Source organism: Nonomuraea sp. NPDC050394 (genome assembly GCF_044459065.1).
Taxonomy (GTDB): domain Bacteria; phylum Actinomycetota; class Actinomycetes; order Streptosporangiales; family Streptosporangiaceae; genus Nonomuraea.
Window position 1 is genome coordinate 821,969 of sequence record NZ_JBITIO010000003.1, and the last position, 22,693, is coordinate 844,661.

Sequence of the window (22,693 nt, forward strand, 5' to 3'; positions counted from 1 at the left end):
AAGACCGTCAGGACGCAAGACCGTCAGGACGCAAGACCGTCAGGACGCCAGGACGGCAGACCGCAAGACCGTCAGACCGTCAGCCGTTGAGGGCGCAGGGCCGTCAGGCGATGAGGGCGCCGGGGTTCATGATGCCCGCGGGGTCAAGCCGGTCCTTGACCGCGCGCAGGATCTCCACACCGAGCGGCCCGATCTCCCTGGCGTAGGCGTCGCGGTGGTCGCGCCCGACGCCGTGGTGGTGCGAGATCGTCCCGCCCGCCTCGACGATGGCCGCGCTGACCGCCTCCTTGACCCGCTCCCATTGCTCGACCGGGTCCCCGTGCTGGGCGGTGACGACGGTGAAGTACAGGGACGCCCCGGTCTCGTAGACGTGCGAGATGTGGCACATGACCAGGGGCGAGCCCAGGGAGCCGAGCAGCGACAGCCGTACCGCGTCGTAGAGGCGCGGCAGGTTCGCCCAGAACCCGGCGGTCTCCAGCGTCTCGACGGTGGCGCCGGCGGCGAGCAGCGAGTCGCGCAGGTACGGGGCGGAGAAGCGCCCGTGCTCCCACGCCCGCCCCGGCTCCGGGCCCAGCGGGACGCCGCCGAGCCCGGCCAGCACCTGTCCCGCCGCCTCGGCCCGCGCCCGCACGTCCGTGCCCTCGTACCCGGCGATGACCAGGCAGCCGCTGTCGCCGCCGCCGATCGCGTCGGGCCTGGCCAGGCCGATCATGGTCTCGGTCTCGTCGGACAGCCGCAGCACGGCCGGCAGCGGGCCCCGCTGGGCCAGGGTCCGCAGGGCGGCGGAGCCTTCGGCGAAGGAGGCGAAGCGCCAGCCCTCGTACGCCTTCTCCGCGGGCGCCTTCCGCACCCGCAGCCGCAGGGAGGTGATGACGCCGAACGCGCCCTCCGATCCCAGGACGAGCTGGCGGAGGTCGGGCCCGGCGGCCGACTTGGGCGCCCGGCCGAGTTCGAGAGTCCCTGCGGGGGTGGCGAGGGTCAGCCCGGCGACCATGTCGTCGAAGCGCCCGTATCCGGCCGACGCCTGGCCGCTGGAGCGGGCCGCGGCGAAGCCGCCGAGCGTGGCGTACTCGAAGGACTGCGGGAAGTGGCCCAGCGTGAGCCCCTGCCCGGCCAGGAGCCGTTCGGCCTCGGGCGCGCGCACGCCGGGCTCGAACGTGGCGATCATCGACTCGGGGTCCACCGCGACCAGGCGGTTCATCCGGCCGAGGTCGAGTGCCACGACCGCGGTGAAGCCGTCGCCGGCCGGGGTCAGGGCGCCGACCACCGACGTGCCGCCGCCGAAGGGTACGACGGCGATCCCGGCCTCGGCGCATACGCGCAGCACCGCGGCCACCTCGTCGTGCGTGGCCGGTGAGACCACGGCGTCGGGGGCGTGCGCGCCGTCGCCCGCGCGCATCCGCAGCAGGTCGGGCGTGGACTTGCCGCGCGCGTGGCGGACGCGCGCCTCGTGGCCGGTTTCGACGTGCCCGGTTCCGGTGATATCGCCCAGCGCGGCCAGGGCGGTTTCCGGCAGGCGGGAGGGCGCCAGCCGTACCGAGGAGAGGGTGGCGGCGGGCCCGGCGGGCGCGCGCACGCCGAGCAGGTCGTGCAGGAGCGTGCGGACCGACTCGGGAAGCTCGCGCGCCTTGGCGGGGTCGCCCCAACCGGACCAGAGCATGGGTTCACTCACGCTCTACACTGTGACACATGACGTCGATTCGTCACAATGACGGTGTGCTGGACGCCGCCCGGGAGTGCGTGCTCGCCTACGGCGTGCGGCGCACGACGCTGACCGACGTGGCCCGCCGCGCCGGTGTGTCCCGGATGACCCTCTACCGGCGCTGGCCGGACGTGCGCAGCCTGGTGGGCGACCTGATGACCAGGGAGTGGGTCAGGGTGGTCGAGGGGCTGGACGTGCGCGATCCGGTCAGGGCGGTGGTCGAGGGCGTCAGGGCGCTGCGGGCGCACCCGCTCCTGCGCAAGATCGTCGAAGCCGATCCCGAGATGCTGCTGCCCTACCTGCTCCAGCGCACGGGAGCCACCCACGAGGCGGTCCTGGCCGTACTCGAACCGGCGGTCGGCGACCGCGCGAAGGCCAGGGCGATCCTGCTGGTCGCGCAGTCGTTCCTGCTGTCCGGCCCGACCATGCTCGGCGACGACGCGCTCGACGCCGAGCTCACGACCCTCCTGGAGCGCTACCTTGCCTAGATCTTCCTCGCCGGAGGCTTCCTCGCTGAACGCCGCGCGCCGCTCGGCCGAGCTGACCAGGACCGCGGAGGGAACTGTTGACGTCCTGGTCGTCGGGCTGGGCGCGACGGGCACGGGCGCGGCCCTCGACGCCGCCGCGCGCGGACTGTCGGTGGCCGCGATCGACGCGCACGACCTGGCCTTCGGCACCTCGCGGTGGAGCTCGAAGATGATCCACGGCGGGCTGCGCTACCTGGCCAAGGCTCAACTCGGCGTGGCCTACGAGAGCGCCGTCGAGCGCGGCATCCTGCTGAACCGCACCGCGCCCCACCTGGTCAGGGCCCATCCGTACCTGCTGCCGCTGACCCCCGGCATCTCCAGGGGGCAGGAGTCGCTGGTCATGACCGGCTACCGCCTGGGCGACGGGCTGCGGGCCGCCGCGCGCACGCCGCGCCGCCTGCTGCCCGGCCCCTCCCGCCTCACGGCCGTCCGCGCCCGCGCGGCCGCTCCCGTTCTGAGCGGGTACGGCCTGCGCGGCGCCCTGCTGTCCTGGGACGGACGGCTGGAGGACGACGCCCGGCTCGTGGTGGCGATCGCGCGCACGGCCGCGGCGTACGGCGCGCGCGTCCTGACTCGGTGCAGGGCCCTGGAGCTGACGGCGACCGGCGCGCGGGCCCGCGACGAGCTGACCGGCGAGGAGTTCACGATCAAAGCCCGCGCCGTGATCAACGCGGCCGGCGTGTGGGCCGGGCAGCTGAACCCGGAGGTCACGCTGCGCCCCTCGCGCGGCACCCATCTGGTCCTGCGCGATGAGACGCTGCCGGGACTGCGGGCCGGGCTGCATGTCCCGATTCCCGGGGAGAGCAATCGCTTCGCCCTGGTCCTGCCCCAGCACGACGGCCGCGTCTACGTCGGCCTCACCGACGAGCCGGTGGACGGACCGGTCCCCGACGTGCCGGAGGCGCCCGAGGACGACATCAGGGCGTTGCTGGAGGTGCTGAACGGCATCCTGGAGGTTCCGGTGGCCCGTGAGGCGGTCGCGGGCGCCTACGCGGGCCTGAGGCCGCTCCTGGCCCCCCGAGGCGACGGCGCGGGCCGCACGGCCGACCTGTCGCGGCGGCACGCCGTGCTGGACGCGGGCGGGTTCGTCACGGTGGTCGGGGGGAAGCTGACGACATATCGCCGCATGGCGGAGGATGCCGTGGATCGGGCGGTACGGCTGGCCAAACTGCCCGCCGGGCCGTGTGTCACCACGGAGGTGGTTCTGGCGGGGCGGGCCGTACGGGCCTATGCCGAGGCGGAGCCCGAGCCGGCCGGTGCCGGCGTCACGAAGGGCGAGCTGCGCTTCGCGGTGGAGCACGAGGGCGCGCTCGACGAGGACGACCTCCTGGACCGCAGGACCCGCATCGGCCTGATCCCGGAGGACCGCGCGGCGGCACTGCCGATCGCCCGTGACGTGCTGAAGGGTTGAGAGCCCTGATCCGCGGGTAAGAAGATCCTTTTCATCGGCGTGTCGGCCCCGCGCCGACCCCTACCCTGGCGTTAGGTTAGTCTTACCTAAATTGCTGTCGGGGGAGGGTGGAACGTGGCCAGGGGTTGTGATCATCCGGACGGGTGCCACACCGGCGGCGTGCCCACCTTCGCCAGCGCGACGGTGGGTGCGCGGCTCTGGCTGCTCATCGAGTATTCCGGCGCCTGGCCCTCACACGTCGACGACGGGACGCTTCCGCCGGAAATCTCCGAGCTGATCAGGCGGGCCGTGGCGCGGGGCGTCAGGCCGCAGCTGATCCGCCGCCCCGGGCGCCGGACCCGCCCGCAGGAGCAGGGGATCCGTGTGCTAGCCGGGTATGCGATCGGCGACAACCCCTGGCTGGCCGGGGGTGTCATCGCAGGTCCCGACGATCTTGACCTGGACGCGCTGGTGGCCGGAGTGGTCCCGGAGTCCTGCATACTTGAAGACGAGCCGGTATTTCTGGTCTGCACGCACGCCAAGCGCAATGCGTGTTGCGCCCGCATTGGACTACCCCTCGCCCGTGGACTGGCGGAATTCCTGCCGGACAGGGTGTGGGAAACATCACACGTTGGTGGCGATCGGTACGCCGCCAACCTCGTGTGCTTGCCACACGGAATTTTCTACGGCAGCATGTCTCAGGCTGCTGCGCTCGCAGCAGCGAACGCGTACCGGTCCGGTGAGGTGATTCTCGACCGTTTCCGGGGACGCGCAGGCATCCCTGAGCCACTGCAAGCCGTGGAGCACTTCGCCCGAACCCATACGGGAGAGTGCGGACTCGGCGGAGTGGCCGTGGAATCCGCCAGGTCGGACGGCGACGTCACCGAAGCCATCGTGCGCATCGGAGACGTCCGGATCCAGGTTGTGGTTGAGCCATCGGTGTTCCAAGCACCGTGTGGTACGGCTTGCGCCGAGAAAATCACCACCTACCGGCTGGTCTCGCTGGACAGGCTCACGCCTGTGCGGTACGCCACGCCCGCCCTTACCTGATCACGGGAACATCACGGCCAGGCCTTGCGTTGGAACAGTGACGCCGAAAGCGTCCAATGCGGCTCAATTACTGAAATACCTCTCACGAAGGTGGTTTTCTCATGTCTCAGGTACGTCGGCAGCTCGCCCGCCCGCGCCCCAGCTGGGGATGGCAGGATGATGCCGCGTGCCGGGGTGAGGACCTCGTGCTCTTCTTCGGCCCCGATGGGGAGCGGCAGCCCGAGCGTGACGTACGCGAGCGGAAGGCCAAGGCGATCTGCGGCGGCTGCCCCGTCCGCAACGAGTGCCTTGACTACGCGCTGTCCCGTCCGGAGAAGTACGGCACGTGGGGCGGTCTCAACGAGGACGAGCGCGCCAGCGAGCGTCGCCGTCGTATGCGCCGCGCCGCCAGCGCCGGCATCTCCGCGGCCTGAACTTCACCACCGGCACCACAGATTCTCCCCGCGTGATCACGCAGTTGTTCCGATGAGCGGAGCGCGCCCGTGCGCGCTCCCGCGAACCCGGTCGGAACAACTGCCTGATCAGGCAGGAATGTCACGAACGCCGATCCTGCGGCGGAACACCCAGTACGTCCAGCTCTGGTAGAGCAGCACCAGCGGCAGGAAGATCACCGCGATCCACGTCATGATGCCCAGCGTCTTCGGCGTGGACGCGGCATTCCGCACGTTCAGGCTGTTGGCCGGATCGAGCGTCGAGGGCAGCACGTCCGGATACAGCACCGCGAACAAGCTGGTCACCGCGACCCCGATGGCCACCGCCGACAGGGTGAACGACCAGCCCTCCCGCGCCCTGGCGATCGCGCCGAGCGCGGCCAGCCACGCCAGCGCCGCCACGAGCGCCAGCACGGCGGTCACCACCGTCCCGCCGTGGAACTGCGTCCAGCCCAGGAACAGCACCGCGAGCGCTGCGGCGACCACGCCCGTGCGCAGTGCCAGTGACCTGGCGCGCCGCCTGATCTCCCCCGTGGTCTTCAGCGACAGGAAAATCGCGCCGTGGGCGAGGAACAGCGTGAGCGTCACCAGCCCGCCCAGCAGCGCGTACGGGTTGAGCAGGTCCCAGAACGTCCCCGCGTACTCGTGGCCGGCGTCCAGCTTCACCCCGCGCACGATGTTGGCGAAGGCCACGCCCCACAGCAGCGCCGGAGCGAACGAGCCGGCCACGATGCAGCGGTCCCATCCCGCCTTCCAGCGCGCCGAGTCGCGCTTGGCCCGGTACTCGAAGGCCACCCCGCGCAGGATCAGCGCCACCAGGATGATCAGCAGCGGCAGGTAGAAGCCGCTGAACAGGCTCGCGTACCACTCGGGGAAGGCGGCGAACGTGGCCGCTCCCGCGGTGATCAGCCACACCTCGTTGCCGTCCCAGACGGGCCCGATCGTGTTGATCATCACGCGGCGTTCCGCCGGGTCCGCGGGCAGCACCGGCAGGAGCATCCCCACGCCGAAGTCGAAGCCCTCCAGGACGAAGTAGCCGACCCACAGGACGGCGATGGCCACGAACCAGACGTCGTTCAGCGTCATCGGGCTCTCCTAGTAGGCGAAGGTCAGGGTGGTGTCGTCCTTGGGTTTGTCCTGGATCTGGGGCGGGGGCTGCCGGCCGTACTTGATCATCAGGCCCAGTTCGACGACGGCGAGCGCGCCGTACAGGAGGGTGAAGACGATCAGCGAGGTGAGGACGGTGCCCACGCCGACGGCGGGTGAGACGCCCGCTGCGGTCTTCATCTGGGTGAACACGATCCACGGCTGGCGGCCCATCTCGGTGAAGATCCAGCCGAAGCTGTGCGCGGCGACCGGCAGCACCACCGACCAGGCGGCGGCCCGCCAGATCCAGCGCTTGTCCGGCAGGCGGCCCTTCCTGGTCAGCCAGAGGAGCACGAGCGCGATCAGCGCCGCGAGGGCGCCGCAGCCGATCATCAGGCGGAAGCCCCAGTAGGTGACCGGGATGTAAGGGCGGTAGTCTCCGGGGCCGAAGCGCTGCTCGTACTCGGCCTGCAGGTCGTTGATGCCCTGCACCTTGCCGTCGAAGGAGCCCGTGGCCAGGTACGACAGCGCGCCCGGGATCTCCAGCTGGAAGATCGGCCGCCCGCCGTCCAGCGTGCCGATGGTGAACAACGAGAACGGGGCGGGCTGGGCGGTCTCGTAGAGCGCCTCGGCGGCGGCCATCTTCATCGGCTGCGTCTCCGTCATGATCTTGCCCAGCGTGTCGCCGGAGAAGAAGACCAGGACGAAGGCCACCAGCGTGGTCCAAAGACCCAGCTTGAGGGTGGGGCGGAAGACGTCGGCGTCGCGCCCGCGGGCCAGGTGCCAGGCCGAGACCGCCAGCAGGACGGCCCCGCCCGACAGCCAGGCGCCGAAGATCGTGTGGGGGAACGCCGCCAGCACGACCTTGTTGGTCAGCACGGCGCCGAAGTCGGTCAGCTCGGCCCGCCCGGCCCCGAGCTTGTAGCCGACCGGCCACTGCATGAACGAGTTGGCGGCCAGGATGAAGTACGCCGACAGCGCGCTCCCCACCGCCACCACCCAGATGCAGGCCAGGTGGATCTTCTTCGGCAGCCGGTCCCAGCCGAAGATCCACAGCCCGAGGAACGTGGACTCCAGGAAGAACGCCAGCAGGGCCTCCAGGGCCAGCGGCACGCCGAAGATGTCACCGACGAAGCGGGAGTAGGAGCTCCAGTTCATGCCGAACTGGAACTCCTGCACGATCCCGGTCACGACGCCCATGGCGAAGTTGATCAGGAAGAGCTTGCCGAAGAATTTGGTCGCCCGGAGATGGTGCGCCTTGCCGGTACGGACCCACGCCGTGTGCAGGATCGCCACCAGCAGCGACATACCTATGGTGATCGGCACGAACAGGAAGTGGTACACCGTGGTGATACCGAACTGCCAACGTGCGAGATCCAGCGCGTCCATGAAAGATCACCCTATGGAGGCGATCGGACGCGTATTGTTACGACACGCCTACCATCAGGCGATCAGATCGTCGAACTCCCCATCTTTCGCACCCAGGACGAAGGCTTCGATCTCAGCCTGCGTGTAGATCAGGGCGGGGTCGTCGGGGAAGCGGGAGTTGCGCATGGCGATCTCACCGGTCGGCAGGGCCGCCACCTCCACGCAGTTGCCGTTGGGGTTGCTGCGGCGGCCCTTGCGCCAGCGGACGGGAAGGGCACTCGCGGGCGTTCCGTTGCGGAACTCTTGCATGGGGGACACTCCTTGCGTGCTTACAGATGCACGTGCATGCGCAGATTACGGGAGCGTGCTGATCGTCATATACGGGATGACCAAAATTACCGTATGGGGTGGATCACACCGGGAGCAGGCGTTCGAGGAAGCGCCTGGTCTCCGCGGGCGAGTCGGCCTGGACACTGAGCCGGTCCATGACCTGCACGTAGTGTTCCGCCTCCGCGGGCTTGTCGAGGTAGAGCGCGCTGGTGAGCTGTTCCATGTACACCACGTCGGGCAGTTCGCGTTCCGGGAAGCGCAGGATGCTGAAAGGCCCGCCCGCGGCGGCATGGCCGCCCCTGTCGAAGGGCATGACCTGAAGTGTCACGTTCGGCTCCGCGGTGGTGTCCAGGAGGTGTTCCACCTGCTCACGCATGACGGCGGGGCCGCCGAGCGTACGCCGCAGGACCGCTTCGTCGATAACCGCCCAGAGCGTGAGCTTCGGGTCGGCGGACAGGCGGCGCTGCCGCGTGGTGCGCAGGGCCACCCTCCGGTCCAGTTCGCCGGTCTCGGCCTCGTCGTGGGCGAGCCGGATGACTGCACGTGCATATGCCGGAACCTGCAGCAGGCCGGGCACGAACTGGTTCTCGTAGGTGCGGATGAGCGAGGCGGAGCCCTCCAGGCCGATGTACACCTCGAACCAGGCGGGCAGCAGGTCGGCGTACTTGTGCCACCAGCCGGGCGCGTTGGCCTGCCTGGCCAGTTCCAGCAGCGGGGCGCGCTCGGTCTCGTCGGTCACGCCGTAGAGGGTGAGCAGGTCGGCCACGTCACGCTGCTTGAAGCTGACCTGGCCCAGCTCCAGGCGGGAGATCTTCGCGTGCGAGGCCCTGATGGCGTAACCGGCGTCCTCGCGGGAGATGCCGCGGGCGGTACGGAGGTTGCGGAGCTGGGTACCGAGCAGGATGCGCAGGACCGTAGGACTCCCCTGCCCGTCGGACAGAAGGTTCCACTGTGCGCTCACCCGGGGCCCCCGATTCTCGAAAGCACCCAGTCTCCCATGGCGTTGACATACCATGACAGATCATCTGCACGTGCATTTGCGGTTTGCATCCGTAATACACGAAAAGTCTTGCATCTGTAAGCACACAAGGTAAAGATGGGCACTGGATCACCAGATCGGGGACATGATGACGACTTTCGACGCACGTCCGCGAGCCGCCACTGGTCCCGTACCGCCACCATGGCTGGCCGCCGTCCTGCTGCATGGGCGAGCGGAGGGACAGGAGGCGGTCTTCCGGTTTCACGAGCTCAGCGCGTTCGAGCCCGCGTGTGTGGCCACGTCACGACGCTTCGTCGAGCGCACGCTGAAGGAGTGGGGCGGCGCGCCTGAAATCTGCTTCGACGCCCAGCTCGTGGTCTCGGAACTGGTCACCAACGCCATGCGCCACGGCGGCGGCGCGCTGCATCTGCGCCTGCTCGCCCACGCCGCCGAGCTGGCCTGCGTGGTGAGCGACTACAGCCGTGCCGCGCCCGTGCCCGCCGCGCCCGGCGTCTTCGCCGAGTTCGGGCGGGGGCTGGCGCTGGTCGAGGGACTCACCCGCGCGTGGGGCTGGCTCACGCCGCCCGGCCCCAACAAACTCGTCTGGGCCTGCATGTCGCTGCGCTGAACCCGCGTCAGCCCCGGCTGTCATCTCCGTCCGGCGTCCTCCCAGACCAGCCGGCGCGTCCTGGTGTCGAACGGGTCCCGGCTCGGCCGCCCGGGAGGCAGCACCGGTGCCAGCGCCTCGAAGACCCGGCGCACCGCCACCTCGTCGTACCCGGCCAGCTCCCGCGTCGCCCGCAGCCACAGCGCTCCCCCGGGCAGTTTCTCCGCCTCGTGGAAGGCCGCCGTGTCCACCCGCCCGGCCAGCTCCGCCGGGCAGATGGTGATCCACGAGTAGCCGCGCAGGAACCGCCGTGCCTGGCGCGCGGAAGGGATCCGGCCGCCCCGGACCACCGCGCCGTCCAGGGCCGTCATCCCCTGCCCCATCGAGTCGTCGGCCACGTGCCCGAACGCCGGGTCGACGGGGGCGGCGAAGTCGCGCAGCACACCGGCCCACCGCTCGGCCACTCCGGGGGCGGCCAGGCCGTACTCGGGGGCGCGCAGGAAGGACCAGGCGCGCAGCTGCGTGTGGGCGAGCCGGCCGGAGAAGCGCTCGACACCCACGATCAGCGCGTCGTCGTGGCCGTCGCCGTCGCACAGCTCCACCCACGCGTCGTTGAACTCCCCGGCCGCCACCGTCAGCAGCCAGTCGACGCTCGCCACCGTCAGCGGGCGGTACTCGAAGCCACGCGCGTCGGTGTCCACGCACACCACGCCGGAACGCAGGCCCGGAGCCAGCGCCGCGGGCACCTCGGACAGCCAGCGACGCGCGTGCCCGGCCGGGTAGGGGCCATCGACGTCGATGACGATGTCGTGAGAGCTCATGCCCGCCCTTCGTTCTCGTGCGACACCGGCAGACTAATCACCGTGAGCCCTTCGGGACGGGGCGTGACCGATCCGTACCAGAATTCACAGCCCGCCCTCAGCTACCGCTCCCCCAGCAGCCGCAGCACGTCCGCGTCGGTCAGCTGGTCGAAGCTCTCGTACCACTGACCGACCGCGCGGAAGTCCGCCGGAGTGGCCAGCACCACGACCTCGTCGGCTTCCCCCCGCAGCGCCCTGACCGTCTCACGAGCCCCCACGGGTACGGCCAGCGTCACCCTCCCCGGAGCGGCGGCCGCGACCGCCAGCAGCGCGGCCCTGGCCGTGCCCCCCGTCGCCAGCCCGTCGTCCACCACGATCACCTCCTGCCCCGTGAGATCGGGCAGCGGCCGCTCCCCCCGGTAGGCGGCCACCCGCCGGGCCAGCTCCATCCGCTCCCGCTCGACCACCCCGGCCACGGACGCCGGCGTCATCCCGAGCCGCCGCAGCAGTTCCAGGTCCAGGACCGGCTCCCCGCCCTCGGCGATCGCCCCCACGCCCAGCTCGGGTGTGGGGGGATAGCCGATCTTCCTGGTGACCAGCACGTCCAGGACTCCGCCGAGCCGCCGCGCGATGGGCTCGGCGACGGCGACGCCGCCGCGGGGCAGTGCGAGCACCACGGGGTCGCGGGCGAACAGCAGCCGCTCGGCGAGCAACGCCCCCGCCTCGGCCCGATCCGCGAACAGGTACCCCACGTCCTCTATCTACCCACTCTGGTGCGGGTCAGGGACGGTTGCGGCCGGAGCGGCGCATCTCCTTGTGGATGACCTTCCACTTGTTCTGCTGCTCCTTGCGCAGCCGCGCGTCGGTGCGCGAGGCCATCCACGCGGCCTCCCGCTGGAGCTTGCGCCAGCTGGTCAGCCGCCGCTCGGGCAGCTCGCCACCCTCCACGGCGGCCAGTACCGCGCATCCGGGTTCGCCGTCGTGGCCGCAGTCGGCGAAGCGGCAGGCGCGGGCCAGTTCGTCGATGTCGGCGAAGACCATGTCCACGCCGTCGGTCATCCCGAACAGCCCGACCCGCCGGATGCCCGGCGTGTCGATGATGAGACCGCCGCCGGGCAGCGGGATGAGCTCCCGGTGCACGGTGGTGTGGCGGCCCCTGCCGTCGCCGGCGCGGACGAGCTGGGTCTCCATGACGCCGTCGCCCGCCAGCGCGTTCACGAGCGTGGACTTGCCCGCCCCGGAGGGCCCGAGCACGACGGCGGTCCTGGAGCCCTCCAGGTAGCCGCGCAGGAGCTGCACGCCCTCGCCGCTCTGCGAGGAGACGGCGTGCACGTCCACGCCGGGCGCGGCGACGTGGACGTCGGCCAGCAGGTCGTCCAGCCCGTTCTCGAACAGGTCGGACTTGGTGATGACCACCACGGGCGTGGCGCCGGACTCCCAGGCCAGCGCGACGAGCCGCTCGATCCTGGCCAGGTCGGCGAAGTCGGTGGCGTGCATGGACGGCTCGGCGACGAAGACGATGTCGACGTTCGCGGCGAGCACCTGGCCCTGTCCGTCGGCGGACAGGCCCCCTCGTGAGGTACGGCCGACGCCGCCCCTGACGAAGGAGGTGCGCCGGGGCAGGACCGTGTCGAGTTCGTAGCGGCCCTCGTCGAGCCACCGCAGCGCGGCCCAGTCGCCGACGCACGGTAGCGCGACCGGGTCCTCGGCCGAGGACCTGCGCACGCGGGCGCCGTACTTGACGTGATGCTGGCCGTCGTCCGCGATCACTTCGGCGGCGCCGCGGTCGACGCGCGCCACGCGGGCGGGAATGGTGCCGTCAGGCAGCTCGGCGGACTGCGATTCGGTCCAGCCGAGCAAAGAGAGATCGTAAGTCAACGGAGGTGACACCTTCGGGAAGAGGATCCCGGGTCACTCGTCAGATGAGCACCCGGAGGCTGATGGACGTCAGGTCGAGCAGAACAACCCGCATAGTCGCCACCTCCCAGCTCAGGGCACCCGAATGGGCACGAAGGACACTTTACGCACGCGTCCGGGCGCTGGGCAACTTCGAAAGCCGTTGAACCCTGGTGGCGGCGAGCCCCGTACTCCCTGCCGACGCCGGATTTCGCCGGCCACGATGGAAAGGGGCATGATGCGGCTCAGCACCTACCCCGCGCCTTCGGCCGACGGAGCCGCCGACATGCCGAAACCCCCGCTCCGCCACCTCGTCCGGCGCCTGCGCCCGGCCGGGCCCGACGACGACGAGATCGCCGTCGCCGCGCTCTACCGGGAGTACCACCGGCCGCTGCTGGGGTTCGTGATACGGCTGGTCGGCGGGGACCGGCAGTGGGCCGAGGACGTGGTGCAGGAGACGATGATCAGGGCCTGGCGCAGCGCCGGGCAACTGGACTCGGACGCGTCTTCGCTGATGCCCTGGCTCGCCACCGTCGCCCGTCGTATCGTCATCGATGACCGGCGGCGCAAGGACGCTCGTCCACAGGAGTCAGGTGACGGGCCGCTGGAGAGCGTCCCCGTCCCCGACGAGATGGAGAGTCTGCTGCATCAGGTGGTCGTGTCGGAGGCGCTGAAGTCGTTATCGCCCGCGCACCGCGAGATTCTCAACGAGACGATCCTGTGCGACAGGTCGGTCAACGACGCCGCCCTGGCGCTGGGCATCCCCGTGGGCACCGTGAAGTCCCGGGTCTACTACGCGGTCCGCGCGCTTCGCGTCGCGCTGGAGGAGAGAGGGGTGACGGCGTGAGCGCGCGAGTGGAGCACACCGATGTGGGCGCCTACGCCCTGGGTCTGCTGGAGGCCGACGACAAGAGGGCGTTCGAGGCGCACCTGGACACCTGCCGGGCCTGCACGGCCGAACTGGCCGAGCTGTCGGGGATGGCCGTCGTACTGACCGGCGTGGGCCGGGTGGAGCCGGACGAACGCGAGCAGCAGGGCGAGGGCGAGGTCGTCAACCTGCTCAGGCGGCGCAAGGCGGCCGACAGGCGGACCCGGCGCGGCACCCTGATCATCGGGGTGGCGGCGGCGGTCACGCTGGTGGCGGGCGGCATCGCGGTCGGATCCGGGCTCAACGCCCCTTCCTCACAGGTCGCCGTGGGCGAGACGCACCACGGGACGGGCCCGGCCGAGCAGTTCTACGAGGAGGGCACCCCGGCGGGCGGCGTCGGCGCCACCGGCGTCAAGGGCGGTGTGGTCTACGAGTCCAAGGGCTGGGGCACGCACGCGGCGCTGAAGCTCGAAGGCGTCACGGGGCCGCTGGAGTGCGAGCTGATCGCGGTCTCCAAGACCGGCGAACGCAAGGCGATGACCGGCTGGGCCGTCCCGCCCGCGGGATATGGCGTCAACGGCCAGCCGCCGCTTTACATGCACGGCGGCAGTCCATGGAATCCGGAGGACATCGACCGTTTCGAGGTCGTCACCACGACGGGAAGGACTTTGCTGACCGTCGACATCTGAAAAGCCTGCAGAAGGCCCTCTCACCGCTGGTGGGAGGGCTTTTTTGATACCCGGAAAATGACCTGAACCTTTTCCGCGGCGCCTGCGTACAGCCTGGAGACAATCTCCCCCTTGAAGAGGTTTCCCATGCTGAAGCTGGCCCTTTCTGGTGCGTTTCTGGTCGCCTCGCTTTCCCCTGTGCAGAGCACCGCCGCCGATGTGTATCTGGCCGCCGGTCTGCGCGGCGCCGATGCCGACGGACGCTCCACCGTGGTGCTGAGGATCAGCGGCGACCGGCTGAGCTTCGCGATCCGCTGGAACAAGGTGGACGCCCCCACCGCCGCCCACATCCACCTGGGCGCGAAGGGCACCGACGGCGCCGTCAAGGTCGGCTTCTTCAAGCAGCCGCTGCCCAGGACCGTGCTCGGCGTGACCGGCTCGGTCACCGCCGACGCCGGCCTGCTCAAGCAGCTCGCCGGCAACCCCGGCGGCTTCTACGCCGGCCTCCACAACGCCGCCTTCCCCAAGGGCGCGGTACGCGGCCAGTTCCACAAGCTCGCCAAGCCCGTCGACCTCCGCGGCGTCCTGCACGGCAGCAACCTCGCCACGCTCTCTTCGCGGGCCGACGGCGCCCAGGAGGTGCCGGCCGCCGACGGCAAGAAGCGCGGCGACCGGGACGGCGCCGCCACCTGGTGGCTGCGGCCCAACGGCGCGGCCCTCGCCTACACCGCGACCTGGAACGGCGTCGGCGCCCCCACCAACGGCCACGTGCACAAGGGCGTCAAGGGCAAGAACGGCGACGTGGTGGCCGACCTGTTCGCCGCGGCCCGGGGCCTGCCCGCGAACCTGACGGGCGTGGCGGGCGAGGCTCCCGTCGCTCGCGAGGTCGTCAGGCGGATCGCCGCCGACCCGGGCGGCTACTACTCCAACCTGCGCACGACCGACTTCGACGGCGGGGCCGTACGCGGGCAGTTGTCCGGTGAGTCCTTCGCCCACCCGCGCGCGATGACGGCGGACGTGCTGAGGGGCGCGCAGATCTACCAGTGCGAGGGCGGGGCGTTCGTCCAGCTCGGCGTGACGGCCAAGCTGCGCAGGGGCATCGACCACGACTTCGCCGGCAGGTTCGACGGCCCGCCGCAGTGGATCGCCCCGGACGGCAGCGCCGTACGCGGAAGGCTCGTCACCAAGACCCCGAACGGCGACGGGAACATCCCCGAGCTCGTCCTGGACGCCCTGCAGTCGGGCAAGAGCGAGGGCCTGCTGGCCTTCGCCACCACGATCCTGCGTCTCAACACCACCGGCGGCGTGGCCCCGAAGGGCTCCTGCGCGGAAGGCGCCCAGGCGAAGGTCCCCTACGGCGCCGACTACCTCTACCTCGGCTGAGCCTCCGGTCACCGGGCTCCCGTCCCCCTGTCCCGGTGACCGGTTCCGCTCCGGAGCCCTTGCCCTCTCCGGAGACGCCGGCGCCCGCCGCCCTTCAGAGGGGGCGGCGGGCGCCGGTCCTTTCGCGTTCTAGGACAGGCCGGGGGCGGGGAACTGGGCGGTCAGCTCGCTGACCTCGTGGTGGACGCGGGTGATGACGTCCTCCGCGTCGCCCTTGGCCAGCGCGGTGACGACCTCGTCCATCCAGGCGCCGATCTGGCGCATCTCGGCTTCCTTCATGCCGCGGCTGGTGACCGACGGGGTGCCGATGCGGATGCCGGACGGGTCGAAGGGCTTGCGGGTGTCGAACGGCACCGCGTTGTAGTTGGTCTCGAGACCGGCCCGGTCGAGCGCCTGGGCGGCGGGCTTGCCGCCGATGCCCTTGGGCGTCAGGTCGAGCAGGATGAGGTGGTTGTCGGTGCCGCCGGAGACCAGGTCGAACCCGCGGCCGGACAGCTCCTCCGCCAGGGCCTTGGCGTTGGCGACCACCTGGTGGGCGTAGGCCTTGAAGTCGTCGGTGGAGGCCTCGCGCAGCGCCACCGCGATGGCGGCGGTGGTGTGGTTGTGCGGGCCACCCTGCAGGCCGGGGAAGACGGCCTTGTTGAGCGCGGTGGCGTGCTCGTCGGCGGTGGCCATGAGCATGGCGCCGCGCGGGCCGCGCAGGGTCTTGTGGGTGGTGGTGGAGATGACGTCGGCGTGACCCACCGGCGACGGGTGGGCGCCGCCGGCGACCAGGCCGGCGATGTGCGCGATGTCGGCCGCCAGAACGGCGCCGACCTCCCTGGCGACCGAGGCGAAGGCCTCGAAGTCGATGGTGCGCGGAATGGCGGTGCCGCCGCAGAAGATCAGCTTGGGGCGGTGCTCCAGGGCCAGCGCGCGTACCTCGTCCATGTCGACGCGGCCGGTGTCCTTGCGCACGCCGTAGCGGACCGGGTTGAACCACTTGCCGGTGGCGCTGACCGACCAGCCGTGCGTGAGGTGGCCGCCGAAGGGCAGGCCCATGCCCATCACGGTGTCGCCCGGCTTCAGGAAGGCCATGTAGATGGCCAGGTTGGCGGGCGAGCCCGAGTACGGCTGGACGTTGGCGTGGTTGACTCCGAACAGCGCCTTGGCCCGGTCGATGGCCACGGTCTCGATCTGGTCGATGACCTGCTGGCCCTCGTAGTAGCGCTTGCCCGCGTAGCCCTCGGAGTACTTGTTCGTGAGGACGGTGCCGGTGGCCTCGAGGACCGCCCTGGAGACGTAGTTCTCGGAGGCGATCAGCTTCACGGTGTCGGCCTGGCGGCGCTCCTCCGCCTTGACCAGCTCCGCGATCTGCGGGTCAACGCTAGCGAGAGAAGACATGGCACTCCTGTCGTCTTTGACATCCTCGCGAAGACCCAGGCGCTCGGCCTCCGCACGATTCCGCTCCCCGGTGGTCAGGCCCACCCTATGCGCCGGTCGCGACGCCCTAGACGATAGCGGAAGGCGCTCGGGCGCCGCGCGGAGCCTACTTCGCGATGGCCGATCGGGTGTCGCCCCAGAGGCGGTCGACCTCGGCGTTCAGGATGGCGCCGATGAGCACGGCCAGGGCCGTGATGTAGAGCCACAGCAGCACCGCGACGGGCGCGGCCAGCGAGCCGTAGATGGAGACCGGGGAGAACCAGGCGGCCAGCACCGACCGCAGCACTCCCGCGCAGACGATCCAGATGAACAACGCCAGGATCGCGCCCGGCAGCTCCCGGTACCACTTCGTGCGCACGGGCACGCTCACGTGGTAGAGCACGGTCAGGAAGAGCACGGAGCCGATGATGACGACCGGCCAGTACGCCAGGTCGATCACCGGGGTGTACTGCGCCGGCAGCGCCTCCTTGAGCAGCGTCGGCCCGATGACCAGGACCGGCATGACGATCAGCCCGATGGCCAGGCCGACGAGGTACAGGCCGAAGGACATCAGCCGCGTGCGCACGATGCCGCGCTCCTCGCCCAGGCCGTAGGCGACGGAGATCAGGTCCACGTAGACGTAGAGGGCGCGCGAGCCCGACCACAGCGACAGCAGGAAGCCGAGCGAGATGATCGAGACCTTGCTGGCGTCGTCCCTGAGGATGTCGGCGATCAGCGGCTTGACCACCTTTTCGACCGCGTCGGTGGTGAACAGCACGGCCGCCTGCTCGACGACCCACTGCTCGACCTTGCCCACGTTGTCGCGGCCCAGCCAGACGCCCAGCTTGGCCAGCACACCGATCAGCCCGAGCACGAACGGCGGCAGCGACAGCAGCGCGAAGAACGCCGCCTCCCCCGCCAGCCCGGTCACCCGGTAGTCGACACCCGCGTTCGTCGTCGCGCGCACGAGCGCCCACGACTTGGTGTCACGCACCCAGCTCAGGTGGGTCCTCACCTTGCTCAGGACCTGCCTGCGCCGCTTGCGCTGTGTACGCCGGGTAGGCGCATCGGTCGACGTCATGGCACCAACGCTCTCGCAGGAGTACTTCCCGCAAGCTTATGCTCCGCCGCGTCCGGACTATCTGACGTCCACGATGCGCGCGCCGAGCGGCAGCAGGGAGATGGGGATCATCTTGAGGTTCGCGACGCCCAGCGGGATGCCGATGATCGAGACGAACAGCGGGATCGAGGTGAGCACGTGCCCGATGGCCAGCCAGATCCCGGCCACCACGCACCAGATGACGTTGCCGATCGTGGACATGACGCCGGCGTCCGGCGAGCGCTCCACGGTACGGCCGAAGGGCCACAGCGCGTAGCCGGCGATCCTGAACGAGGCGATGCCGAAGGGGATCGTGATGATCAGAATGCAGCAGATGACCCCGGCGACGGCGTAGCCGAGCGCCAGCCAGATCCCGGCGAAGACCAGCCAGATGACGTTCAGCAATGTCCGCATGTGTCCAGCATGTCAGTGCGTCTTCCGTCAGGTCATCGGGGCCTTCCCTGAGGCGGCCCTGCCCTTACCCGGAGGGCCCGCGAAGGCCTGCGCGATCGCCATCCACGCCGCCGCGGTCTCGCCGCGCACCTCCAGCGCGGTGTCGTCGAGGTGCGCGCGCTGGGTGACGGCCAGGCAGAAGTCCAGGGCCGGGCCGCGCACCGAGTCCGCCGCGCCCTGCGGGCCCGCCGTCCACGGGCTCCCGCCGGGCAGCGTCAGCTCGACCCTGACGGGCCGTTCGGGGACGGGCAGACCCCTGATCACGAAGCTGTACGGCAGCGCCCGCACCCCGATCGAGGCCACGTGGCGCAGCCGGGCCGTGGGCTCGCGGGAAACGCCGAGGGCGTCGGCCACGTCCTGGCCGTGGGCCCAGGTCTCCATGAGGCGCGCGGTGGCGAAGGAGGCGGCCGACATGTCGGGGCCGTACCAGGGCAGGCGGCGCTTGGCGTCGAGGCCGGACAGGGTGGTCAGCAGGGCGGCGCGGGCCGTACCGAACCAGGCGTGGACCTCGGCCGGTGACAGGGCGCGGGCCCGGACGGCGAGGTCGTCGACGGACGCGGGGCCCTTCATGAGCGCCGCGGCGCTCGCGCGGAAGGCGCCGGGGTCGGTGACGGCGCTCACGGCGGCGTCGTCGAAGTAGGCGAGATGGCTGATCTGATCCCGGATCGCCCAGCCTTCGGCGGGGGTGGCCAGCTCCCACCGGGCGGGGGTGAGCGGAGCCAGCAGTGCCTCCAGCGAGGCGCTCTCATCACGCAGGTCGGCGGCGAGCTCGCGCATGAGGTCCATGGCACCGCACTCTAACCGACCAACATTCCAGTGCGACAATGTCGAAGGTGATTTGCGAGAGCTGCGCGGAGCGCCGGCACGAGGAGTGCCGGGGCGGTTCCTGGTGCGACTGCCAGCACCAGCCCCCGCAGGAGCCCAAGGAGTCCGAGCTCGACTGGCCGCGGCAGGGGTGAAGAGGGGTACCCCTGTTCTGGTCCCAGAGTCTGGACCCCTTCTTGGACATCCCTGCGCGCCGGGGTATCGTTTGGAACATGCCAGCGGACCCCATGCTTGTCGGTCGACGTCACGTCGATCTTCAGCGTGTCCGCAGTGCCATCTGTTGCGACGCCCGCTAATCCCTGCCTGTATTTCGCAGCGGCGCGCGTCGCACAAGCTCTTCTGGGACCCCTGCACTCAATGGTGAGGCAGGAGGTACATCCCGCGCGCGCCCACAAACCCTGAAGGACGCGCAATGAGCACCCCTGCCAGCCGGCACCACAAGCGCCCGCGCGGAGAAGGCCAATGGGCCCTCGGTTACCGCGAACCGCTCAACAAGAACGAAGAGAACAAGAAGAACGACGACGGTCTCAACGTTCGCCAGCGGATCATCGACGTCTACTCGAAGCTGGGCTTCGACTCCATCGACCCGGCCGACCTGCGCGGACGTATGCGCTGGTACGGCCTCTACACGCAGCGCAAGCCCGGGATCGACGGCGGCAAGACCGCGATCCTGGAGCCCGAGGAGCTCGACGACCGCTACTTCATGCTCCGCATCCGGATCGACGGCGGCCAGCTCGACCTGCGCCAGCTCCGGGTCATCGCGGACATCTCCAACGACTACGGCAGGGGCACCGCCGACCTGACCGACCGCCAGAACGTGCAGCTGCACTGGGTGGAGATCGAGTCGGTGCCCGACATCTGGCGGCGGCTGGAGGAGGTCGGCCTGTCGACCACCGAGGCCTGCGGCGACACGCCCCGGGTGATCCTCGGTTGTCCGCTGTCCGGGATCGACGCCGAAGAACTGCTGGACTCGACCGGGGAGATCCGGGAGGTCCACGACGAGTACATCGGCGACCCGGCGTACTCCAACCTGCCGCGCAAGTTCAAGTCGGCGATCAGCGGCTGCCCGGCCCACTGCACGGTGCACGAGATCAACGACGTGGCGTTCGTGGCGGTGCAGCTGCCGACCGGCGAGAAGGGCTACGACCTGTGGGCGGGCGGCGGCCTTTCCACGAACCCGATGTTCGGCAAGCGCATCGGCGTCTTCGTCCGGCCCGACCAGGTCGCGGATGTCTACGGCGGCGTTATCGGGATATTTCGTGACTACGGGTACCGCCGGCTCCGGCACCGTGCCCGGATCAAGTTCCTCGTCAACGACTGGGGACCCGAGAAGTTCCGCGAGGTCCTGGAGACGGAGTACCTCAAGGAGCCGCTGCCCGACGGCCCCGCCCCCGAGGCGCCCCGCGGCAACCGCCGCGACCACGTCGGCGTGTACCCGCAGAAGGACGGCAACTTCTACGTCGGCTTCGCGCCCAAGGTCGGCCGCCTGGACGGCGACAAGCTCCACGCCATCGCCGACATCGCCGAGCGCCACGGCTCCGGCCGGGTACGCACCACGGTCGAGCAGAAGATGGTCATCCTCGACATCACGCCCGACCGGGTCGACAGCATCGTGGCCGAGCTGGAGGCCAACGACCTGCAGGTCCGCCCCTCCACCTTCCGCCGCCAGACCATGGCCTGCACCGGCATCGAGTACTGCAAGCTGGCCATCGTCGAGACCAAGGCGGTCGCCTCCAACCTGATCGACGAGCTGGAGCGGCGCCTGCCCGACTTCGGCGAGGCGCTGACGATCAACGTCAACGGCTGCCCCAACTCCTGCGCCCGCATCCAGGTCGCCGACATCGGCCTGAAGGGCCAGCTCGTCGTCAACGACAAGGGCGAGCAGGTCGAGGGCTTCCAGATCCACCTGGGCGGCTCGCTCGGCGTCAACCCGGGCTTCGGCCGTAAGGTGCGCGGGCTCAAGACCACCTCCGACGGCCTGCCCGACTACGTCGAGCGGGTGGTCACCCACTTCGAGGACCAGAAGAAGGAAGGCGAGAGCTTCGCCGACTGGGTGCAGCGCGCCGACGAGGCGGACCTCAAATGAGCGGCGCCCGCGCGGTTCCTTTCCACTGCCCGTACTGCGGCGATGAGGACCTGGAGCCCTACGAGGGCGACGGCGGCTGGTACTGCCGCGCCTGCGCTCGCGCCTTCAAGCTGAAATTCCTGGGAATCGGGGTAAAGATATGACGCTGGTCGAGATCGAGACCGGTTTAAGAGCACAACGCGGCACGCTCGACCTGCAGAACATCGTCGAGTCCGCCGCCATCTTCCTGGAGGGCGCGCCCGCCCGCGAGATCATCCGCTGGGCCGCGGCCACCTTCGGCGACCGTCTCACGCTGACCTCCTCGATGAGCGACGCGCTGCTGATCGACCTGGTCAGCCGGGTCAAGCCGGGTATCGACGTGCTGTTCATCGACACCGGCTACCACTTCGCCGAGACCATCGGGACCCGCGACGCCGTCCAGCAGGTCTACGACGTCAACGTGATCAACGTGCAGCCGTCGCGGACGGTCCCGGAGCAGGAGCGCGACCTCGGGCCCCGGCTGTTCGGCCGCAACCCGGACCTGTGCTGCTACCTGCGCAAGGTGGAGCCGCTGAACCGGGCGCTCGAGCCGTACCTGGCATGGATCTCCGGCATCCGCCGCGACGAGTCCTCCACCCGCGCGGGCACCAAGGTCGTGGAGTGGGACGCCAGGCGGCAGATGGTCAAGGTCAACCCCATCGCCTCCTGGACCCAGGAGGACGTGGACAACTACATGGCCGACAACGGCGTGCTGGTCAATCCGCTGCACTACGACAACTACCCGTCCATCGGCTGCGCGCCGTGCACGCGCCAGGTGGCCGATGGCGAGGATCCGCGCAGCGGCCGGTGGTCGGGCCTGGGGAAGACCGAATGCGGCATTCACCTCTGACAACCGAAATTTCGCCCGACGGGCGGCATCCGGCGGGCGAGGGACCCCGTTCTGGCAGGAGCGAGGTCCCGGTGACGAGGGTGGGCGGGCTCGCAGGAACCCGCCCACCACTCGCCACCGCCTCACCGCCCGGCCGCGTGCCGCTGGTCGCGGTGGCGCACGGCTCGCGCGACCCCCGCGCGGCCGCGACCGTGGAAGCCCTCCTCGACCAGGTACGCCTGGCCAGCCCCGGCCTCCCCGTGCGCACCGCCTACCTGGACCACGCGGCCCCCACGCTCGGCCAGGCGCTGCACGGCCTGCGCGAGGCCGCGGTGCTCCCGCTGCTGCTGACCGAGGCCTACCACAGCCGCGTCGACCTGCCCGCGGCCCTCCACGAGGCCCGTGCCCGCGACCCCCGGCTGCGCGTCCACTACGGCACGACGCTCGGCCCCCACCCGCTCCTGCTCGCGGCGCTGGAGCGCCGCCTGTCGGAGTCGGGGGTACGGCCCGGCGACCCGGACACCGCCGTCGTCCTGGTCTCGGCCGGCTCCAGCGACGCCAGGGCCAACGCCGTCATCGCCGACCTGGCGCGGCTGTGGTCCGACGGCGGCCAGGGCCGGCGGGCCGGCTGGTGGCGGGTCGTCCCCGCCTACGCCTCGGCCGCCGGTCCCACGCCCGCCGAGGCGGTGTCCGCGCTGCGCAGGGCGGGGGCGCCGCGGGTGGTGGTGGCTCCGTACCTGCTGGCGCCGGGGTTCTTCGCGGACAAGGTGCGGCGGGAGTCGGGGGCCGACGTGGTCGCCGACGTCCTGGGCCCGGCTCCCGAGCTGGTCGACGTCGTCCTGGAGCGCTACGCCCAGGCGTTCGCCCCGGTGGCCGCCGCACCGGTCGCCTGACGCC

At 70.6% G+C, this 22,693-nt stretch carries 26 protein-coding genes; 14 read left to right on the top strand and 12 right to left on the bottom strand.

Annotated features, from left to right (window positions below; all coding sequences use genetic code 11):
- Positions 1–103 precede the first annotated feature (103 nt).
- Positions 104–1,660, bottom strand: coding sequence for an FAD-binding oxidoreductase (locus tag ACIBKY_RS16800; protein WP_397097683.1), 1,557 nt, complete (start codon positions 1,658–1,660; stop codon positions 104–106).
- Between the two features lie 29 nt (positions 1,661–1,689).
- Between ACIBKY_RS16800 and ACIBKY_RS16805 the strand changes: the two genes are divergently transcribed.
- The 4 genes from ACIBKY_RS16805 to ACIBKY_RS16820 all read left to right on the top strand — a co-directional run bounded on the left by ACIBKY_RS16805 (position 1,690) and on the right by ACIBKY_RS16820 (position 5,082).
- Positions 1,690–2,190: a TetR/AcrR family transcriptional regulator gene (locus ACIBKY_RS16805; RefSeq protein ID WP_397097546.1), complete on the top strand. Its 501-nt coding sequence runs from the start codon at positions 1,690–1,692 to the stop codon at positions 2,188–2,190.
- Positions 2,183–3,640, top strand: a complete 1,458-nt coding sequence (locus tag ACIBKY_RS16810) for an FAD-dependent oxidoreductase (protein ID WP_397097547.1) — start codon at positions 2,183–2,185, stop codon at positions 3,638–3,640. Before ACIBKY_RS16805 ends, ACIBKY_RS16810 begins: the two co-directional genes overlap by 8 nt.
- Before the next feature lie 159 nt (positions 3,641–3,799).
- Positions 3,800–4,669, top strand: coding sequence for a sucrase ferredoxin (locus ACIBKY_RS16815; RefSeq protein WP_397097548.1), 870 nt, complete (start codon positions 3,800–3,802; stop codon positions 4,667–4,669).
- A 101-nt stretch (positions 4,670–4,770) separates the two neighbouring features.
- Positions 4,771–5,082 (top strand): WhiB family transcriptional regulator, encoded by a 312-nt coding sequence (locus tag ACIBKY_RS16820; RefSeq protein ID WP_157245964.1) that lies wholly within the window; start codon positions 4,771–4,773, stop codon positions 5,080–5,082.
- 108 nt (positions 5,083–5,190) lie between these two features.
- Here the strand turns inward: ACIBKY_RS16820 and cydB are convergent, their stop codons facing one another.
- From cydB to ACIBKY_RS16840, 4 genes are all read right to left on the bottom strand, one after another.
- The gene (cydB, locus tag ACIBKY_RS16825; RefSeq protein WP_397097549.1) at positions 5,191–6,186 is read right to left on the bottom strand and encodes a cytochrome d ubiquinol oxidase subunit II; all 996 of its coding nucleotides are present in this window, start codon (positions 6,184–6,186) and stop codon (positions 5,191–5,193) included.
- Between the two features lie 9 nt (positions 6,187–6,195).
- Positions 6,196–7,575, bottom strand: a complete 1,380-nt coding sequence (locus ACIBKY_RS16830) for a cytochrome ubiquinol oxidase subunit I (RefSeq protein ID WP_397097550.1) — start codon at positions 7,573–7,575, stop codon at positions 6,196–6,198.
- A gap of 54 nt (positions 7,576–7,629) precedes the next feature.
- On the bottom strand, positions 7,630–7,863 hold the full coding sequence (locus ACIBKY_RS16835; protein ID WP_379613729.1) for a DUF397 domain-containing protein: 234 nt from the start codon (positions 7,861–7,863) through the stop codon (positions 7,630–7,632).
- Positions 7,864–7,966: 103 nt separating this feature from the next.
- Positions 7,967–8,845: a helix-turn-helix domain-containing protein gene (locus tag ACIBKY_RS16840; protein ID WP_397097551.1), complete on the bottom strand. Its 879-nt coding sequence runs from the start codon at positions 8,843–8,845 to the stop codon at positions 7,967–7,969.
- Between the two features lie 163 nt (positions 8,846–9,008).
- Here ACIBKY_RS16840 and ACIBKY_RS16845 point away from each other — a divergent pair, with 163 nt between their 5' ends.
- A complete protein-coding gene (locus ACIBKY_RS16845; RefSeq protein WP_184971621.1) occupies positions 9,009–9,491 on the top strand; it encodes an ATP-binding protein in 483 nt (160 codons plus the stop codon).
- A gap of 20 nt (positions 9,492–9,511) precedes the next feature.
- Here the strand turns inward: ACIBKY_RS16845 and ACIBKY_RS16850 are convergent, their stop codons facing one another.
- The 3 genes from ACIBKY_RS16850 to rsgA all read right to left on the bottom strand — a co-directional run bounded on the left by ACIBKY_RS16850 (position 9,512) and on the right by rsgA (position 12,148).
- Positions 9,512–10,291, bottom strand: a complete 780-nt coding sequence (locus ACIBKY_RS16850) for a hypothetical protein (protein ID WP_397097552.1) — start codon at positions 10,289–10,291, stop codon at positions 9,512–9,514.
- Between the two features lie 101 nt (positions 10,292–10,392).
- A complete protein-coding gene (locus ACIBKY_RS16855; protein WP_397097553.1) occupies positions 10,393–11,022 on the bottom strand; it encodes a phosphoribosyltransferase in 630 nt (209 codons plus the stop codon).
- Positions 11,023–11,050: 28 nt separating this feature from the next.
- The gene (gene rsgA / locus ACIBKY_RS16860; RefSeq protein ID WP_397097554.1) at positions 11,051–12,148 is read right to left on the bottom strand and encodes a ribosome small subunit-dependent GTPase A; all 1,098 of its coding nucleotides are present in this window, start codon (positions 12,146–12,148) and stop codon (positions 11,051–11,053) included.
- Between the two features lie 256 nt (positions 12,149–12,404).
- Here rsgA and ACIBKY_RS16865 point away from each other — a divergent pair, with 256 nt between their 5' ends.
- The 3 genes from ACIBKY_RS16865 to ACIBKY_RS16875 all read left to right on the top strand — a co-directional run bounded on the left by ACIBKY_RS16865 (position 12,405) and on the right by ACIBKY_RS16875 (position 15,085).
- On the top strand, positions 12,405–13,013 hold the full coding sequence (locus ACIBKY_RS16865) for a sigma-70 family RNA polymerase sigma factor (protein ID WP_397097684.1): 609 nt from the start codon (positions 12,405–12,407) through the stop codon (positions 13,011–13,013).
- Positions 13,010–13,723: an anti-sigma factor family protein gene (locus tag ACIBKY_RS16870; RefSeq protein WP_397097555.1), complete on the top strand. Its 714-nt coding sequence runs from the start codon at positions 13,010–13,012 to the stop codon at positions 13,721–13,723. The genes ACIBKY_RS16865 and ACIBKY_RS16870 overlap by 4 nt, the downstream gene beginning before the upstream one ends.
- Before the next feature lie 111 nt (positions 13,724–13,834).
- A complete protein-coding gene (locus ACIBKY_RS16875) occupies positions 13,835–15,085 on the top strand; it encodes a CHRD domain-containing protein (protein WP_397097556.1) in 1,251 nt (416 codons plus the stop codon).
- Positions 15,086–15,214: 129 nt separating this feature from the next.
- On the opposite strand, the gene glyA is transcribed toward ACIBKY_RS16875, so the two are convergent.
- The 4 genes from glyA to ACIBKY_RS16895 all read right to left on the bottom strand — a co-directional run bounded on the left by glyA (position 15,215) and on the right by ACIBKY_RS16895 (position 18,824).
- Entirely contained in the window at positions 15,215–16,468 is a 1,254-nt protein-coding gene (gene glyA / locus ACIBKY_RS16880) for a serine hydroxymethyltransferase (RefSeq protein WP_397097557.1), read from the bottom strand.
- A gap of 145 nt (positions 16,469–16,613) precedes the next feature.
- Entirely contained in the window at positions 16,614–17,567 is a 954-nt protein-coding gene (locus tag ACIBKY_RS16885; RefSeq protein ID WP_397097558.1) for a YihY/virulence factor BrkB family protein, read from the bottom strand.
- 57 nt (positions 17,568–17,624) lie between these two features.
- Positions 17,625–17,999, bottom strand: coding sequence for a YccF domain-containing protein (locus ACIBKY_RS16890; protein WP_184971633.1), 375 nt, complete (start codon positions 17,997–17,999; stop codon positions 17,625–17,627).
- Between the two features lie 27 nt (positions 18,000–18,026).
- Positions 18,027–18,824, bottom strand: a complete 798-nt coding sequence (locus ACIBKY_RS16895; protein ID WP_397097559.1) for a TIGR03084 family metal-binding protein — start codon at positions 18,822–18,824, stop codon at positions 18,027–18,029.
- 38 nt (positions 18,825–18,862) lie between these two features.
- Between ACIBKY_RS16895 and ACIBKY_RS16900 the strand changes: the two genes are divergently transcribed.
- From ACIBKY_RS16900 to ACIBKY_RS16925, 6 genes are all read left to right on the top strand, one after another.
- Positions 18,863–18,997, top strand: coding sequence for a hypothetical protein (locus ACIBKY_RS16900; RefSeq protein ID WP_379613752.1), 135 nt, complete (start codon positions 18,863–18,865; stop codon positions 18,995–18,997).
- A 78-nt stretch (positions 18,998–19,075) separates the two neighbouring features.
- Positions 19,076–19,159, top strand: coding sequence for a putative leader peptide (locus ACIBKY_RS16905; protein WP_311132608.1), 84 nt, complete (start codon positions 19,076–19,078; stop codon positions 19,157–19,159).
- A gap of 116 nt (positions 19,160–19,275) precedes the next feature.
- Entirely contained in the window at positions 19,276–20,949 is a 1,674-nt protein-coding gene (locus tag ACIBKY_RS16910) for a nitrite/sulfite reductase (RefSeq protein ID WP_397097560.1), read from the top strand.
- Entirely contained in the window at positions 20,946–21,092 is a 147-nt protein-coding gene (locus ACIBKY_RS16915; RefSeq protein WP_246510212.1) for an Insertion element protein, read from the top strand. Before ACIBKY_RS16910 ends, ACIBKY_RS16915 begins: the two co-directional genes overlap by 4 nt.
- Entirely contained in the window at positions 21,089–21,817 is a 729-nt protein-coding gene (locus ACIBKY_RS16920; RefSeq protein ID WP_397097561.1) for a phosphoadenylyl-sulfate reductase, read from the top strand. The genes ACIBKY_RS16915 and ACIBKY_RS16920 overlap by 4 nt, the downstream gene beginning before the upstream one ends.
- An 80-nt stretch (positions 21,818–21,897) precedes the next feature.
- Positions 21,898–22,689: a sirohydrochlorin chelatase gene (locus ACIBKY_RS16925; RefSeq protein ID WP_397097685.1), complete on the top strand. Its 792-nt coding sequence runs from the start codon at positions 21,898–21,900 to the stop codon at positions 22,687–22,689.
- Positions 22,690–22,693: the final 4 nt, after the last annotated feature.